This is a genomic window from Escherichia sp. WS1450, assembly GCF_046487395.1.
Classification (GTDB): Bacteria; Pseudomonadota; Gammaproteobacteria; order Enterobacterales; family Enterobacteriaceae; genus Escherichia; species Escherichia coli.
This window is the reverse complement of the sequence record NZ_JBJQJO010000004.1, coordinates 45,869-62,258: the sequence shown is the minus strand read 5'-3', so window position 1 is coordinate 62,258 and position 16,390 is coordinate 45,869. Positions and strand designations below refer to the sequence as shown.

13 protein-coding genes are annotated in these 16,390 nt (G+C 52.7%); 7 read left to right on the top strand and 6 right to left on the bottom strand.

The features are described 5' to 3' along the window. Positions 1-7: 7 nt before the first annotated feature. Positions 8-1,879, bottom strand: coding sequence for a glutathione ABC transporter ATP-binding protein GsiA (gene gsiA / locus ACJHYR_RS06180; protein WP_021564113.1), 1,872 nt, complete (start codon positions 1,877-1,879; stop codon positions 8-10). Beyond that, entirely contained in the window at positions 1,866-2,831 is a 966-nt protein-coding gene (iaaA, locus tag ACJHYR_RS06175) for a beta-aspartyl-peptidase (protein WP_000513765.1), read from the bottom strand. Before iaaA ends, gsiA begins: the two co-directional genes overlap by 14 nt. Positions 2,832-3,034: 203 nt before the next feature. Here iaaA and moeA point away from each other — a divergent pair, with 203 nt between their 5' ends. After that, positions 3,035-4,270 (top strand): molybdopterin molybdotransferase MoeA, encoded by a 1,236-nt coding sequence (moeA, locus tag ACJHYR_RS06170; RefSeq protein ID WP_000397322.1) that lies wholly within the window; start codon positions 3,035-3,037, stop codon positions 4,268-4,270. Then, complete coding sequence (moeB, locus tag ACJHYR_RS06165; RefSeq protein ID WP_000829211.1) at positions 4,270-5,019, top strand: molybdopterin-synthase adenylyltransferase MoeB; 750 nt, start codon at positions 4,270-4,272, stop codon at positions 5,017-5,019. Before moeA ends, moeB begins: the two co-directional genes overlap by 1 nt. A 75-nt stretch (positions 5,020-5,094) precedes the next feature. On the opposite strand, the gene fsa is transcribed toward moeB, so the two are convergent. Next, a complete protein-coding gene (fsa, locus tag ACJHYR_RS06160) occupies positions 5,095-5,757 on the bottom strand; it encodes a fructose-6-phosphate aldolase (protein ID WP_001305948.1) in 663 nt (220 codons plus the stop codon). Positions 5,758-5,887: 130 nt separating this feature from the next. Between fsa and ACJHYR_RS06155 the strand changes: the two genes are divergently transcribed. The 4 genes from ACJHYR_RS06155 (at position 5,888) to ACJHYR_RS06140 (ending at position 11,597) form a co-directional block, all read left to right on the top strand. Beyond that, positions 5,888-6,787 carry a glycyl-radical enzyme activating protein gene (locus ACJHYR_RS06155; RefSeq protein WP_001305949.1) on the top strand — a complete coding sequence of 300 codons (900 nt, stop codon included), beginning with the start codon at positions 5,888-5,890 and terminating at the stop codon, positions 6,785-6,787. 5 nt (positions 6,788-6,792) lie between these two features. Continuing rightward, positions 6,793-9,225, top strand: a complete 2,433-nt coding sequence (locus ACJHYR_RS06150) for a glycyl radical protein (protein WP_000209348.1) — start codon at positions 6,793-6,795, stop codon at positions 9,223-9,225. 145 nt (positions 9,226-9,370) lie between these two features. Further along, positions 9,371-10,186, top strand: coding sequence for a sugar-phosphatase YbiV (gene ybiV, locus ACJHYR_RS06145; RefSeq protein ID WP_000114247.1), 816 nt, complete (start codon positions 9,371-9,373; stop codon positions 10,184-10,186). A gap of 151 nt (positions 10,187-10,337) precedes the next feature. Next, complete coding sequence (locus ACJHYR_RS06140) at positions 10,338-11,597, top strand: DUF1479 domain-containing protein (protein ID WP_000144238.1); 1,260 nt, start codon at positions 10,338-10,340, stop codon at positions 11,595-11,597. A gap of 239 nt (positions 11,598-11,836) precedes the next feature. Here the strand turns inward: ACJHYR_RS06140 and ACJHYR_RS06135 are convergent, their stop codons facing one another. Further along, the gene (locus ACJHYR_RS06135) at positions 11,837-13,429 is read right to left on the bottom strand and encodes an ABC-F family ATPase (protein ID WP_000961458.1); all 1,593 of its coding nucleotides are present in this window, start codon (positions 13,427-13,429) and stop codon (positions 11,837-11,839) included. A 218-nt stretch (positions 13,430-13,647) separates the two neighbouring features. Between ACJHYR_RS06135 and ldtB the strand changes: the two genes are divergently transcribed. Then, positions 13,648-14,568 carry a L,D-transpeptidase gene (gene ldtB, locus ACJHYR_RS06130; RefSeq protein ID WP_001056384.1) on the top strand — a complete coding sequence of 307 codons (921 nt, stop codon included), beginning with the start codon at positions 13,648-13,650 and terminating at the stop codon, positions 14,566-14,568. Positions 14,569-14,625: 57 nt separating this feature from the next. On the opposite strand, the gene ACJHYR_RS06125 is transcribed toward ldtB, so the two are convergent. Then, positions 14,626-15,744, bottom strand: coding sequence for an anion transporter (locus ACJHYR_RS06125; RefSeq protein ID WP_021564111.1), 1,119 nt, complete (start codon positions 15,742-15,744; stop codon positions 14,626-14,628). Next, on the bottom strand, positions 15,741-16,208 hold the full coding sequence (gene mntR / locus ACJHYR_RS06120) for a manganese-binding transcriptional regulator MntR (RefSeq protein ID WP_000091016.1): 468 nt from the start codon (positions 16,206-16,208) through the stop codon (positions 15,741-15,743). Before mntR ends, ACJHYR_RS06125 begins: the two co-directional genes overlap by 4 nt. Between the last annotated feature and the right edge of the window lie 182 nt (positions 16,209-16,390).

Genomic DNA, 16,390 nt, shown 5'->3' with positions numbered 1-16,390 from the left:
CTGAATGTTATCTACGCATGAATGCGTATTCTGATTGTGGTTGTGCGACGTAATGCCCCGGCCCGACGCATTGCAACGAGACGGCTGCCACCTCTTCGCCACGCAGATGAATATTGCTGGGAAGATCGTCCGACAGCAGTACACGCTGCGGTCGTTGTCGGGACGGTTCAGCGACCGGAACTGCCGCCAGTAATTTACGCGTATAAGGATGCTGCGGGTTTTCGAAGACCGCGCGCCGTGGACCAATTTCAACAATTTGTCCGAGATACATCACCGCCACACGATGACTAATCCGCTCTACCACGGCCATATCGTGGGAGATAAACAGATACGCAATGCCGAAATCACGCTGGAGATCGAGCAACAAGTTGATAATCTGCCCGCGAATAGAAACGTCCAGCGCCGAGACGGCTTCGTCGGCAATGATCACTTTTGGATTCAATGCCAACGCGCGAGCAATGCAGATGCGCTGGCGCTGACCGCCGGAAAACTCATGCGGGTAACGCCAGGCATGTTCAGGTAACAGGCCCACGCGCTCCAGCAACCACGCAACGCGTGCAGCCGCTTCTTTACCTGGCAATAAACCGTGTACGCGCAGCGGTTCGATAATCGAATCACCGATGGTCTGACGTGGGTCCAGCGAAGCGTAAGGGTCCTGAAAAATAAACTGAATATCGCGGCGCAATGCCTGAAGTTTACCGGATGACAAGGTATCGATTCGCTGACCGTTAAAGATAATTTCGCCGCCCTGCGATTCGACCAGGCGCAGCAACGCCCGCCCGGTAGTGGATTTACCGCTGCCAGACTCGCCCACCAGCGATAGCGTTTCGCCAGGCCAGAGATCAAAACTGACTTTCTCAACGGCATGCACTTCCCGCGTTACGCGATTCAACAAACCGCTGCGCAAAGGGAAACGGGTGACCAGATTACGCACCCGTAAAACAGGTTCGCCATCCACCACCGTTTTCTGCTCGATGGGGGGGTCCTGTTTCGCTGGATGTTCAAGCGATATCAACGGGAAACGTCGGGGATAATCTAACCCTTTCATAGCACCAAGTTGCGGAACAGCAGCTAACAGCGCACGGGTGTAAGGATGTTGCGGTGCATGGAAAATCTGTTCGACGCTACCCGTTTCCACCGCCTCGCCCTGATACATCACCAGTACCCGATCGGCAATCTCTGCCACCACGCCCATATCGTGAGTGATAAAGATAACGCCCATCGACATCTCTTTTTGCAATACTTTGATTAATTGCAGGATCTGCGCCTGAATAGTGACATCCAGCGCGGTGGTTGGCTCATCGGCAATCAGCACCGCCGGGCGGCATGACAGCGCCATCGCAATCATCACTCGCTGGCGCATCCCGCCAGAGAGTTGATGCGGATAACGTGAAAGAATGGTTTGTGCCTCCGGAATGCGTACCTGATCCAGCATCCGCTTCGCCTCGACCATCGCTTCTTCACGACTGGCGTTCTGATGCAGACGAATTGATTCGGCAATCTGTTCACCCACAGTAAATACCGGGTTCAGCGATGTCATCGGTTCCTGAAATATCATCGCCATATCCGCACCGCGCACATGGCGCATTTGTGCAGCGCTCTGCTCGCTAAGTTCAATCACTTCGCGACTGCGCCGCCGCAACAGCATTTTATCGCACTGTACTAAACCGCCCGCCTGTTCCAACAGACGCATCAATGCCAGCGCAGTCACTGACTTACCGGAGCCGGATTCGCCAACAATTGCCAGCGTCTCACCGCGTTGCAGGCTAAAAGAGAGATTGCGGACCGCAGCTATTTTCTGCTGGTCCTGCATAAAGGCAATATTAAGATTTTCAACCGCCAGCACATTACCGGCATCAAGTTCATCACTGTGTGGCAACGGTGTCCCCTTTTTCACGGTAGATACCGGTGGTTGGCGTATCGCCTGCGTAGCCCCAGGCGCGATACATTCCTTCGGTGTTAAACGGTAGCGCGACATTCCCTTCATGGTCGATAGCGATTAAGCCACCGCTACCGCCAAGCGCAGGGAGTTTTTCCATTACTACCCGCTCGCAGGCTTCCGCGAGACTTAATCCGCCGTAATCCATTAACGCGGCGATGTCATATGCCGCCAGCGCGCGGATGAAGACTTCGCCCGTGCCGGTACATGAAACCGCCACACTGGCGTTATTGGCGTAGCATCCGGCCCCCACTAAGGGACTATCGCCAACTCGTCCGGGTAATTTATTGGTCATTCCGCCTGTGGACGTGGCTGCCGCCAGATTGCCGTCTAAATCCAACGCCACGGCCCCCACAGTGCCCATTTTCTGTTTTTCATCCAGTGGCGCACCGCTATGGTCGAGGACCATTTCCCCTTCCTCGCGCGCTGCCAGTAGTTGTTCATAACGCAAAGGCGTGGAGAAAATCTCCGGCGAGACGCGCTCCATGCCATGAGCAAACGCAAAATTTTCTGCCCCTTCGCCAATCATCATCACATGCGGGCTTTGCTCCATCACCAGCCGGGCGGCAAGAACCGGATTACGCAGATGACTAACGCCCGCCACCGCACCGGCTTTCAGGGTGTTACCATCCATCACACAGGCGTCCAGTTCATGGGTTTCATCACGCGTAAAGACAGCGCCAATTCCGGCGTTAAACAGTGGACACTCTTCCAGCAGACGCACCGCTTCCGTCACCACATCCAGCGCACTTTCGCCCGCTTCCAGCATTTTCTGCCCGGTTTCAACAATGGCAGACAGCGCCTCGATGTAGCGTAATTCCTGTTGCAGACTCATCTGCGCGCGGCTAATTGCACCTGCGCCACCATGAATTGCAATGACTGCTTTGCCCATAGTATTCGTCCATTAAGGGTGGCTCGCCACTTTTGCTATAAATATCAGAATTTTTATGAATTACTCATTCAATTTTTGAATATAGAAAGATGGATATGGCATGTAAAGGCAGGAGCCAGCGCTACGCCCGAGGTGGCATACAGTCTGTGGCGTTTTTCTGACATAATAGGCAAATTCGATTTTGCCTCCGCAGGAGTGTTTTCATGGAATTTACCACCGGATTGATGTCGCTCGACATCGCGCTTAATGAGATGCTTTCTCGCGTTACCCCACTGACCGCCCAGGAAACGCTGCCACTGGTACAGTGTTTTGGTCGTATTCTGGCGAGCGATGTCGTTTCGCCACTGGATGTCCCGGGGTTTGATAACTCCGCTATGGACGGCTACGCGGCGCGTTTAGCCGATATTGCCTCCGGGCAACCGCTGCCCGTTGCCGGTAAATCCTTTGCCGGTCAGCCGTACCATGGTGAATGGCCTGCGGGTACCTGCATTCGTATTATGACCGGTGCGCCGGTGCCGGAAGGCTGCGAAGCGGTGGTGATGCAGGAACAGACCGAACAGACTGACGCTGGCGTGCGTTTTACTGCTGAAGTGCGTAGCGGGCAAAATATTCGCCGTCGCGGTGAAGATATCTCTGCAGGTGCGGTTGTTTTCCCGGCGGGAACACGCCTGACTACCGCAGAGCTGCCAGTAATTGCTTCACTGGGGATTGCCGAAGTTCCGGTGATTCGTAAAGTGCGTGTAGCGCTGTTTTCTACCGGTGATGAACTCCAGTTGCCAGGCCAGCCGCTGGGCGACGGCCAAATCTACGATACCAACCGTCTCGCCGTACACCTGATGTTAGAACAGTTGGGATGCGAGGTAATCAACTTAGGGATTATCCGCGACGATCCCCATGCCCTGCGCGCCGCATTTATTGAAGCCGACAGCCAGGCGGATGTGGTGATCAGTTCCGGCGGTGTTTCAGTGGGTGAAGCGGATTACACCAAAACGATTCTTGAAGAGCTGGGGGAGATCGCCTTCTGGAAGCTGGCGATTAAACCAGGTAAACCGTTCGCGTTCGGTAAACTCAGCAATAGCTGGTTCTGCGGCCTGCCGGGCAACCCGGTTTCAGCAACGCTGACCTTCTATCAACTGGTACAGCCTTTGCTGGCAAAACTAAGCGGCAATACCGCCAGCGGCCTGCCCGCGCGCCAGCGTGTACGCACGGCATCGCGTCTGAAAAAAACGCCAGGACGCCTTGATTTCCAGCGCGGCGTGCTGCAACGCAACGCCGATGGCGAACTGGAAGTGACGACCACCGGACATCAGGGTTCACATATATTTAGCTCCTTTAGCCTCGGCAACTGCTTTATCGTGCTGGAGCGCGAACGCGGCAATGTGGAAGCGGGCGAATGGGTGGAAGTAGAACCGTTTAACGCGTTGTTCGGAGGCCTGTAATGGCGGAACTCAGCGATCAGGAGATGCTGCGCTATAACCGGCAAATCATTCTGCGCGGCTTTGATTTTGATGGTCAGGAGGCGCTAAAAGATTCTCGTGTGCTGATCGTCGGCCTCGGTGGACTCGGCTGCGCAGCCTCACAGTATCTGGCAAGCGCCGGTGTCGGCAACCTGACGCTGCTCGACTTCGACACGGTTTCGCTCTCAAATTTACAGCGCCAAACGCTGCACAGCGATGCCACAGTCGGGCAACCGAAGGTGGATTCTGCCCGTGACGCCCTGACGCGGATCAACCCACATATCGCGATTACGCCAGTCAATGCACTGCTGGATGACGCAGAACTTGCTGCGATGATTGCAAAACACGATCTGGTGCTCGACTGTACGGATAACGTTGCGGTACGTAATCAACTGAACGCAGGCTGTTTTGCCGCGAAGGTGCCGCTGGTTTCCGGCGCGGCAATTCGCATGGAAGGTCAAATCACGGTCTTCACTTATCAGGACGGCGAGCCTTGCTACCGCTGCCTCAGCCGTTTGTTTGGCGAAAATGCATTAACCTGCGTAGAAGCAGGCGTGATGGCACCGTTGATCGGCGTAATTGGTTCGTTGCAGGCAATGGAAGCGATCAAACTGCTGGCAGGTTATGGCAAACCTGCCAGTGGCAAAATCGTCATGTACGATGCGATGACCTGTCAGTTTCGCGAAATGAAACTGATGCGTAATCCGGGATGTGAGGTGTGCGGGCAGTAATTGCCACCTCCAGGCCTGATAAGACGCGGCACTGCGCCACGTCATCAGCAATTTATGAGGATGCAGAACGTCCGGTTAAATCGACGTTCTGCCAAACGCTCCCTGCCAGTCCTGCTCAAACTTCGCCACAGCGGCATCAACCGCCGGATAGCTAATCATCTGTTGTGCCACATCCAGTGGCAGAGTAATTGATTCACATCCTGCCAGTAAGCAGTCCAGCGCCTGACGCGGGGTTTTGAAACTTGCGGCTAACACTTTTGCCTGCGGCGCATGCATTTTCAATAACTGGTGTAAGTCGGTCACAGTCTGAATGCCGCTACCGCCCTGAGCATCAATACGATTAACGTAAGGCGCAACATATTCCGCACCTGCCAGCGCCGACAGTAGCCCTTGTGCTGCGCCATATACCGCGGTTCCCAGCGTCGGAATCCCTTCCGCTTTTAACATCTTAATTGCTGCCAGCCCCTCAGCGGTCACCGGAACTTTCACCACGATATCCGCAATAATAGAGCGCAGCTTACGCGCGTCATTCACCATCCCTTCAGCAGTGGTAGCCATTACCTGGGCAAACAGACGCCCCTGACCGCCCATCGCTTCATGAAGTTCCGGAAGCACAACCTCCAGCGGTTTTTTACCCGCTGCGATAATGCTTGGGTTAGTGGTTACACCCGCCAGCGGAAAAATACGTGACAGCGCCTTCACCGCAACAACGTCTGAAGTATCCAGATACAGTTCCATAACCATCCTCAAAATGTACTTTTTGTCTGAATGTAGACTATCACGGGAAAACTCTCTGAACAGTTGACGCACATCAATCTAACTTTCATTCGAAAGTATTTTAATGTTTGAACGAAACAGAGAGGCAACTATGATTTTCAATATTCAGCGCTACTCGACCCATGATGGCCCCGGTATCCGCACGGTCGTATTTCTTAAAGGCTGTTCGCTGGGCTGCCGCTGGTGTCAGAACCCGGAAAGCCGCGCCCGCACGCAAGATCTGCTGTATGACCCACGACTCTGTCTGGAAGGCTGTGAACTGTGCGCTAAGGCCGCGCCGGAAGTGATTGAGCGCGCGTTGAATGGTTTGCTTATTCATCGAGAAAAGTTAACCCCGGAGCATTTTACGGCGCTAACCGACTGCTGCCCGACACAGGCATTAACCGTGTGTGGTGAAGTGAAAAGCGTTGAGGAGATCATGGCGACCGTTTTGCGGGATAAACCGTTTTACGATCGCAGCGGCGGCGGCTTAACGCTTTCGGGCGGTGAACCGTTTATGCAGCCGGAAATGGCGACGGCGCTACTGCAAGCCAGCCACGAGGCCGGCATTCATACTGCGGTAGAAACCTGTCTGCATGTGCCGTGGAAATATATCGCCCCTTCTCTGCCCTATATCGATCTGTTTCTTGCCGATTTAAAACACGTTGCCGACGCGCCGTTTAAACAGTGGACCGACGGTAACGCCGCCAGAGTGCTGGATAACCTGAAAAAACTCGCCGCAGCGGGCAAAAAAATCATTATCCGCGTGCCGCTGATTCAGGGCTTTAATGCCGACGAAACCTCTGTAAAAGCCATTACCGATTTTGCCGCCGACGAGCTGCACGTTAGCGAAATTCATTTCCTGCCCTACCACACGCTGGGCATCAACAAATATCACTTACTTAATCTGCCCTATGACGCCCCGGAAAAACCGCTTGATGCGCCAGAACTGCTCGACTTTGCCCAGCAGTATGCCTGCCAGAAAGGGTTAACCGCGACCTTACGAGGATAACAACCATGACCACACTGAAACTGGACACGCTCAGCGATCGCATTAAAGCGCACAAAAATGCGCTGGTGCATATTGTGAAACCGCCGGTCTGTACCGAGCGCGCGCAGCACTATACCGAGATGTATCAACAACATCTCGATAAGCCGATCCCGGTACGTCGCGCGCTGGCACTGGCGCATCACCTGGCGAATCGCACCATCTGGATCAAGCACGATGAGTTGATCATTGGCAACCAGGCAAGCGAAGTTCGCGCCGCGCCGATCTTCCCGGAATATACTGTCTCATGGATCGAAAAAGAGATCGATGATCTGGCAGATCGTCCCGGTGCTGGCTTTGCGGTGAGCGAAGAGAACAAACGCGTTCTGCATGAAGTGTGCCCGTGGTGGCGCGGTCAGACCGTACAGGATCGCTGCTACGGCATGTTTACCGATGAGCAAAAAGGTCTGCTGGCGACCGGCATCATTAAAGCGGAAGGCAATATGACCTCCGGCGATGCGCACCTGGCGGTCAATTTCCCGCTGCTGCTGGAAAAAGGGCTTGATGGTCTGCGCGAGAAAGTAGCGGAACGTCGCTCGCGCATCAACCTGACGGTGCTGGAAGATTTACATGGCGAGCAATTCCTGAAAGCGATTGATATCGTGCTGGTAGCGGTCAGTGAACACATTGAACGTTTCGCTGCCCTGGCGCGTGAAATGGCCGCGACCGAAACTCGCGAAAGCCGTCGCGATGAACTGCTGGCGATGGCAGAAAACTGCGATCTTATCGCCCACCAACCGCCGCAGACTTTCTGGCAGGCGCTGCAACTGTGTTACTTCATCCAGTTGATTTTGCAGATCGAATCTAACGGTCACTCAGTATCTTTTGGTCGTATGGACCAGTATCTGTACCCGTATTATCGTCGCGACGTTGAACTCAACCAGACGCTGGATCGTGAACACGCCATCGAGATGCTGCATAGCTGCTGGCTGAAATTGCTGGAAGTGAACAAGATCCGCTCCGGCTCGCACTCAAAAGCCTCTGCGGGAAGTCCGCTGTATCAGAACGTCACTATTGGCGGGCAAAATCTGGTTGATGGTCAACCAATGGACGCGGTGAATCCACTCTCTTACGCGATCCTTGAATCCTGCGGTCGCCTGCGTTCCACTCAGCCTAACCTCAGCGTGCGTTACCACGCGGGAATGAGCAACGATTTCCTCGACGCCTGCGTACAGGTGATCCGGTGCGGCTTCGGGATGCCGGCGTTCAACAACGACGAAATCGTGATCCCGGAATTTATTAAACTCGGTATTGAACCGCAGGACGCTTACGACTATGCAGCGATTGGTTGTATCGAAACCGCCGTCGGTGGCAAATGGGGCTATCGCTGTACCGGCATGAGCTTTATCAACTTCGCCCGCGTGATGCTGGCGGCGCTGGAAGGCGGTCGTGATGCCACCAGCGGCAAAGTGTACCTGCCACAAGAAAAAGCGTTGTCGGCAGGTAACTTTAACAATTTCGATGAAGTAATGGACGCGTGGGACACGCAAATCCGTTACTACACCCGCAAATCAATCGAAATCGAATATGTCGTTGACACCATGCTGGAGGAGAACGTGCACGATATTCTCTGCTCGGCGCTGGTGGATGACTGTATTGAGCGAGCAAAAAGTATCAAGCAAGGCGGCGCGAAATATGACTGGGTTTCTGGCCTGCAGGTCGGCATTGCCAACCTCGGCAACAGCCTGGCGGCAGTGAGGAAACTGGTGTTTGAACAGGGCGCGATTGGTCAGCAACAGCTGGCTGCCGCACTGGCGGATGACTTCGACGGCCTGACTCATGAGCAACTGCGTCAGCGGCTGATTAACGGTGCGCCGAAGTACGGCAACGACGATGATACCGTCGATACGCTGCTGGCTCGCGCTTATCAGACCTATATCGACGAACTGAAACAGTACCATAACCCGCGCTACGGTCGTGGTCCGGTTGGCGGCAACTATTACGCGGGTACGTCGTCTATCTCCGCTAACGTACCGTTTGGCGCGCAGACTATGGCAACGCCGGACGGGCGTAAAGCCCACACCCCGCTGGCAGAAGGCGCAAGCCCGGCCTCCGGTACTGACCATCTTGGCCCTACTGCGGTCATTGGCTCAGTGGGTAAACTGCCTACGGCAGCGATTCTCGGCGGCGTGTTGCTCAACCAGAAACTGAATCCGGCAACGCTGGAGAACGAATCTGACAAGCAGAAACTGATGATCCTGCTACGCACCTTCTTTGAAGTGCATAAAGGCTGGCATATTCAGTACAACATCGTTTCCCGCGAAACGCTGCTGGAAGCGAAAAAACATCCGGATCAGTACCGCGATCTGGTAGTGCGTGTCGCGGGTTATTCCGCCTTCTTCACTGCGCTCTCTCCAGACGCACAGGACGATATCATCGCCCGTACTGAACATATGCTGTAACTCTTCCGCCCGGCGGCCACCGTCGCCGGGCCAAATCATTCACATCATCAATTTCAGCCTCGCTTTCATTCGAAATATAATTTGTGCTCTGCGTCACATTGTTATTACACTGTTACGGTTTCATTTTCGAGCCAGGAGCACACCTATGAGCGTAAAAGTTATCGTCACAGACATGGACGGTACTTTTCTTAACGACGCCAAAACGTACAACCAACCACGTTTTATGGCGCAATATCAGGAACTGAAAAAGCGCGGCATTGAGTTCGTTGTCGCCAGCGGTAATCAGTATTACCAGCTTATTTCATTCTTTCCTGAGCTAAAGGATGAGATCTCTTTTGTCGCGGAAAACGGCGCACTGGTTTACGAACATGGCAAGCAACTGTTCCACGGCGAACTGACCCGACATGAATCGCGGATTGTTATTGGCGAGTTGCTAAAAGATAAGCAACTCAATTTTGTCGCCTGCGGTCTGCAAAGTGCATATGTCAGCGAAAATGCCCCTGAAGCATTTGTCGCACTGATGGCAAAACACTACCATCGCCTGAAACCTGTAAAAGATTATCAGGAGATTGACGACGTACTGTTCAAGTTTTCGCTCAACCTGCCGGATGAACAAATCCCGTTAGTGATCGACAAACTGCACATAGCACTCGATGGCATTATGAAACCCGTCACCAGTGGTTTTGGCTTTATCGACCTGATTATTCCCGGTCTACATAAAGCAAACGGTATTTCGCGGTTACTGAAACGCTGGGATCTGTCACCGCAAAATGTGGTAGCGATTGGCGACAGCGGTAACGATGCGGAGATGCTGAAAATGGCGCGTTATTCCTTTGCGATGGGCAATGCTGCGGAAAACATTAAACAAATCGCCCGTTACGCTACCGATGATAATAATCATGAAGGCGCGCTGAATGTGATTCAGGCGGTGCTGGATAATATCGCTCCTTTCAATAGTTGATCTTCCCCCTGGCCGAAGTGACCACTTCGGCCTCTCTCCTTTTTGCTCGCTTTGTGCACTGACTCAAGATTTTAATCTTGCGTTAACTTATTTTTAACTTAATGTATCAATCGTAATCATTTTACTTCCGAATGAAAGATGCGAGGTTGATATGACTTTTTCCTGTGAGACGCTGCCCACAGATGCGAAAGCGGCTATCCGAGAGATGAAAGCTGCGCTGCGGGAACAGCTCGGTGATGTGCAACAGGTTTTCGATACACTCTCTGCAAAAATCGAAACGCGTGTTGCTGAAATCGATGCCCTAAAAGCGCAATGGCTGCCGGTTTGGCCGGAAGTTTCTTATAGTGATATTGCCGCAGGTACAGTAAGCGATGCCACTCGCAATGAAATTAAGCGTCGCGGCTGTGCAGTCATAAAAGGCCATTTCCCTCGCGAGCAGGCGCTGGCGTGGGATCGTGCCATGCTCGATTATCTTGATATCAATCATTTTGATGATGTTTATAAAGGCCCTGGCGACAGTTTTTTCGGCTCGCTGGAGGCTTCTCGTCCCGAAATCTATCCCATTTACTGGTCGCAAGCACAGATGCAGGCGCGGCAGAGCGAAAATATGGCTGCTGTGCAATCTTTTCTAAACCGACTGTGGACGTCTGAAAGCAACGGCAAACAGTGGTTTGATCCTGATATCAGTGTAATTTATCCAGACAGGATCCGCCGCCGCCCTCCAGGTACCACATCTAAAGGCCTGGGCGCACATACCGATTCTGGTGCGCTGGAACGGTGGTTATTACCCGCTTATCAGCGCGTTTTTGCCAATGTGTTTAATGGTAATTTCGATGATTACGATCCCTGGGATGCTACACACCGGACCGAAGTCGAAGAGTACACGGTAGATAACACTACCAAATGTTCGGTGTTCCGCACGTTTCAAGGCTGGACGGCGCTCTCTGATATGTTATCGGGTCAGGGATTGTTACATGTGGTGCCTATCCCGGAAGCGATGGCGTATGTTTTATTGCGCCCGCTGCTGGATGACGTACCGGACGATGAACTGTGCGGGGTTGCACCTGGCAAAGTTCTGCCCATTTCAGAGAAATGGCATCCACTACTGCTTAAAGCGCTGACTTCCATTCCCGCGATAACAGCAGGGGATTCCGTCTGGTGGCACTGCGATGTGATTCACTCCGTCGCGCCAGTAGACAATCAACAGGGTTGGGGCAACGTGATGTATATCCCTGCTGCGCCAATGTGCGAGAAAAATCGGGCTTATGCACACAAAGTCAAAATGGCACTGGAAAAAGGCGCATCGCCGGGCGACTTCCCGCGCGAGGACTATGAAACAAACTGGGAAGGACGCTTTACGCTTGCCGACCTCAACATTCACGGTAAGCGAGCGTTGGGCATGGATGTTTGAGAGTTAATGGAAGTGAATTGATGTGGGATTAAGAAAATCGATTCGACGTTACTCAGATTGCTGACAAGTGCGCTTTGTTAATGCCTGATGCGGTGTTAACGCCTTATCTGGCCTACAAAGTCCAGCAGATTCAATATATTACAGGTACTGCCAGGCCTGATAAGCGTAGCGCATCAGGCAATTTTGCATTTGTCATCAGTTTCAGTAGCCCTGACCATATCAGGGCTACTGATAATAACTTACTCGATCCCTTTACTACGCAGATAATCTTCGTAATTACCGCTAAAGTCGATCACGCGTTCCGGGGTGATTTCCAGAATTCTGGTCGCCAGGGAGCTTACAAACTCACGGTCGTGAGACACAAAGATCAGCGTGCCCTGATACAGTTCCAGCGCCATGTTCAGCGACTCAATGGATTCCATATCCAGGTGGTTGGTCGGTTCGTCCATGATCAGAATGTTCGGCTTCTGCATCATTAACTTACCAAACAGCATCCGCCCTTTTTCTCCACCGGAAAGCACTTTCGCTGGCTTTTTGATGTCGTCCTGGCTGAACAGCAAACGACCGAGAATGCTGCGTACCGCCTGCTCGTCATCGCCTTCCTGCTTCCACTGGCTCATCCATTCGAACACGGTAAGATCATTTTCAAACTCATATTCGTGGTCCTGAGCGTAGTAACCAATGCGTGCGTTTTCAGACCATTTTACGGTGCCGCTGTCCGGTTGCAGATCTCCCACCAGCGTTTTCAGCAGCGTTGATTTACCGACGCCGTTGGTACCCAGTACCGCCAGTTTTTCACCCACTTCCAGCAGCAGGTTGAGATTTTTAAACAGTGGACCGTTATCAAACCCTTTGGTCAGACCTTCCACTTCCAGCGCGTTACGGAACAGTTTCTTATCCTGCTCAAAACGGATGAACGGGTTCTGACGGCTGGAGGCTTTCACCTCTTCCAGTTTGATTTTATCAATCTGGCGCGCGCGCGAAGTTGCCTGGCGAGATTTCGAGGCGTTGGCGCTAAAGCGGCTAACGAAAGATTGCAGCTCAGCAATCTGCGCTTTCTTCTTGGCGTTATCAGCCAGCAGACGTTCACGCGCCTGGGTCGCCGCCGTCATGTACTCATCGTAGTTGCCCGGATAAACGCGCAGCTCGCCGTAATCCAGATCAGCCATGTGGGTACAAACCATGTTAAGGAAGTGACGGTCGTGCGAGATGATGATCATGGTGCTGTCACGCTCGTTCAGCACCTGTTCCAGCCAACGAATGGTGTCGATGTCGAGGTTGTTGGTCGGTTCGTCGAGCAGGAGAATGTCCGGATCAGCAAACAGCGCCTGCGCCAGCAGCACACGCAGCTTCCAGCCAGGAGCAACTTCACTCATCGGGCCGTAGTGCTGTTCCACTGGAATTCCCACGCCAAGCAACAGTTCACCGGCGCGAGCTTCCGCAGAGTAACCGTCCATTTCGCCGTATTTCACTTCCAGATCGGCCACTTTATAGCCGTCTTCTTCACTCATTTCCGGCAAAGCATAGATGCGGTCACGCTCCTGTTTCACTTCCCACAACTCTTTATGCCCCATGATCACCGTATCCAACACAGTGAACTCTTCAAAGGCAAACTGATCCTGACGCAGCTTACCAATGCGCTCGTTGGGATCGAGGGAAACGTTACCCAACGTCGGCTCTAAGTCGCCGCCGAGGATCTTCATAAAGGTGGATTTACCACTACCGTTCGCGCCAATCAGGCCGTAACGGTTGCCGCCGCCAAATTTGACGGAAATGTTTTCAAACAACGGCTTACTGCCGAACTGCATGGTGACGTTACTGGAAACTAACACAGGCGTATCCTGAAAAGAGATATGACAAACCGCGCATTATGCCATAAGTCTGAAAGAAGATCCTGCTCCTCGCTTAAGGTCTACACTCAAGCCAAAGGCAAAAAATGTGATTTCGTACACATCTGATTTCACTGTGAGCAGGAATGAACTTATAATGCGCTTCCAATACTCTAATATTCTCAACCCAATGGCCTGCCAGGCACAAAATCTCGCTTAACATGAATATGAAATTGAAAACATTATTCGCAGCGGCCTTCGCTGTTGTCGGCTTTTGCAGTACCGCCTCTGCGGTAACTTATCCTCTGCCAACCGACGGGAGTCGCCTGGTTGGTCAGAATCAGGTGATCACCATTCCTGAAGGTAACACTCAGCCGCTGGAGTATTTTGCCGCCGAGTACCAGATGGGGCTTTCCAATATGATGGAAGCGAACCCGGGTGTGGATACCTTCCTGCCGAAAGGCGGTACTGTACTGAACATTCCGCAGCAGCTGATCCTGCCGGATACCGTTCATGAAGGCATCGTCATTAACAGTGCAGAGATGCGTCTGTATTACTATCCGAAAGGAACCAACACCGTTATCGTGCTGCCGATCGGCATTGGTCAGTTAGGCAAAGACACGCCTATCAACTGGACCACCAAAGTTGAGCGTAAAAAAGCAGGCCCGACCTGGACGCCGACCGCCAAAATGCACGCAGAGTACCGCGCTGCGGGCGAACCGCTTCCGGCTGTCGTTCCGGCAGGTCCGGATAACCCGATGGGTCTGTATGCACTCTACATCGGTCGCCTGTACGCAATCCATGGCACCAACGCCAACTTCGGTATCGGCCTGCGTGTAAGTCATGGTTGTGTGCGTCTGCGTAACGAAGACATCAAATTCCTGTTCGAGAAAGTGCCGGTCGGTACTCGCGTACAGTTTATTGATGAGCCGGTAAAAGCGACCACCGAGCCAGACGGCAGCCGTTATATTGAAGTCCATAATCCGCTGTCTACCACCGAAGCCCAGTTTGAAGGTCAGGAAATTGTGCCAATTACCCTGACGAAGAGCGTGCAGACAGTGACCGGTCAGCCAGATGTTGACCAGGTTGTTCTTGATGAAGCGATTAAAAACCGCTCCGGGATGCCGGTTCGTCTGAATTAATCGTCAAAACGTAAAACAAAGGCGGACTCATCATCCGCCTTTTTAATTTGCCAGACCTTATCCCGCCGGGATCATAACCAACAAAACATATCCCACCAGCGCCGCCCACAACAGCATCGGTATCGAATAAAGATGAAAACGCCACCAGATACGGCGATCGTTCGCCATCCGTAACGCAATCAAATTTGCCAGCGATCCGGGTAATAAACCAAAGCCACCCACGTTTACCGCCCATGCCAGTAATAAAGACGGTGGCACATAATTGAGCAGCAAAATGGTACTCGGCACGTTACTGATCACCTGCGATAAACCGATTGCCGTTAACCATAATCCGGGTTCGGATAAATGACTCACGTTACTTAACCCCCCCTGCAAAGCTGGCAGTTGGGTTAGTAAATGGACGTCGATAAACATCGCCATAAACACCAGCAGCAGCGTCCAGTCCACACTCAACACCACGCGACGTGCCAGCAGCGCAAAGCCCGCCGCCACAATCACCAGTCCCCACAGCTCTTGTTTTAACTCCAGCGCCGTCAGAAAGACGATATACAGCCCCAGACAACTCCACACCAGCCGCGGTTTCCACTCCGGAGTTTGCACCCCCGTATGGTATTGCAGTGCCTTTCCAGGGAAACAACACCAGCACAGGAGCAGGAGCGTCAGCATCATTGCGCCAGCCAGTGGTGCCATTTGGGCAATAAATCCGGCAAACGAAAGATCAGAACGTCCCCAGATAAGAATATTTTGCGGGTTGCCAATTGGCGTCAGTAGCGAACCAGCGTTGACTGCCAGCGCTTCAAAAATAATCAGCCGATTAACCGGGATCTCACACAGTCTTTTTAGCGTGATAGTCAGCGGAACAACAATAAACAGCGCGACATCGTTGGTCAGAAAGGTAGAAAGCAGCGCCGCCGCCAGCACCATAAACATCGCCAGCCGACGCTCCGTAGCAAAGCGGCGCACCATTTTGCGCCCCAGCACATCAAAATAACCGCTTAACTCCACACCTTTGGTCAGCAGCATCAGGCCGCTTAAGGTGATGATGGTGTGCCAGTCGATAGCAGCAGGCCAGGATTTCGGTGCAAAAGGCACGAAAAAGCTTAATCCGATACCAACAAGAATTAATAACTGAAAAAAACGATCACCTTGCAGCGTGCGTAAAAAAGGCAGGCTCATTTGGCACCGTGTTTCTGGGTAAACAAACGAAAGGCATCCAGCGTCTCTTCACTAACATGGTGCTCCATGCCTTCCGCGTCGCGACGGGCGATTTCCGGACTGACGCCCAACACCAACAAGAAATTTTCGACTATCTGATGTCGCTCGCGGCTTTCCTGCGCCAGCTTCTCTCCTTCTGCCGTTAAAAACACGCCACGCCAGGGGATCATTTCAATCAGCCCCATGGTTGCCAGCCGCTTAAGCATTTTAGCCACCGTCGGTTGCGAAACTCCCAAACGAGCAGCCATGTCTACCTGACGAGCTTCCCCCACTTCCCTGATCAAGTCAGAAATCAGCTCAACGTAATCATCAATAAGCTCGCGCCGATGCGCCTCTCTGACCTGGCGGAACCCTTCAACGTGCTCTTCCACGTTCACTAACTGCGTCACTTTTTTTGCTGTTGGCGTACCTGCGCGACGACTCATTGTGCTTCCTCATTATGGTGACGCATACCTAGCGTTCTCATTTCGTGCGCACATTGTAAACCAGAGTTGCGAAGGTACAAAAAATTAACGTTTTAGCAATAGCTATATAATATAGCCTGTGCTATATCTGTATGTAATGCAATCATCCCTCAAGGATCGACGGGATTAGCAAGTCAGGAGGT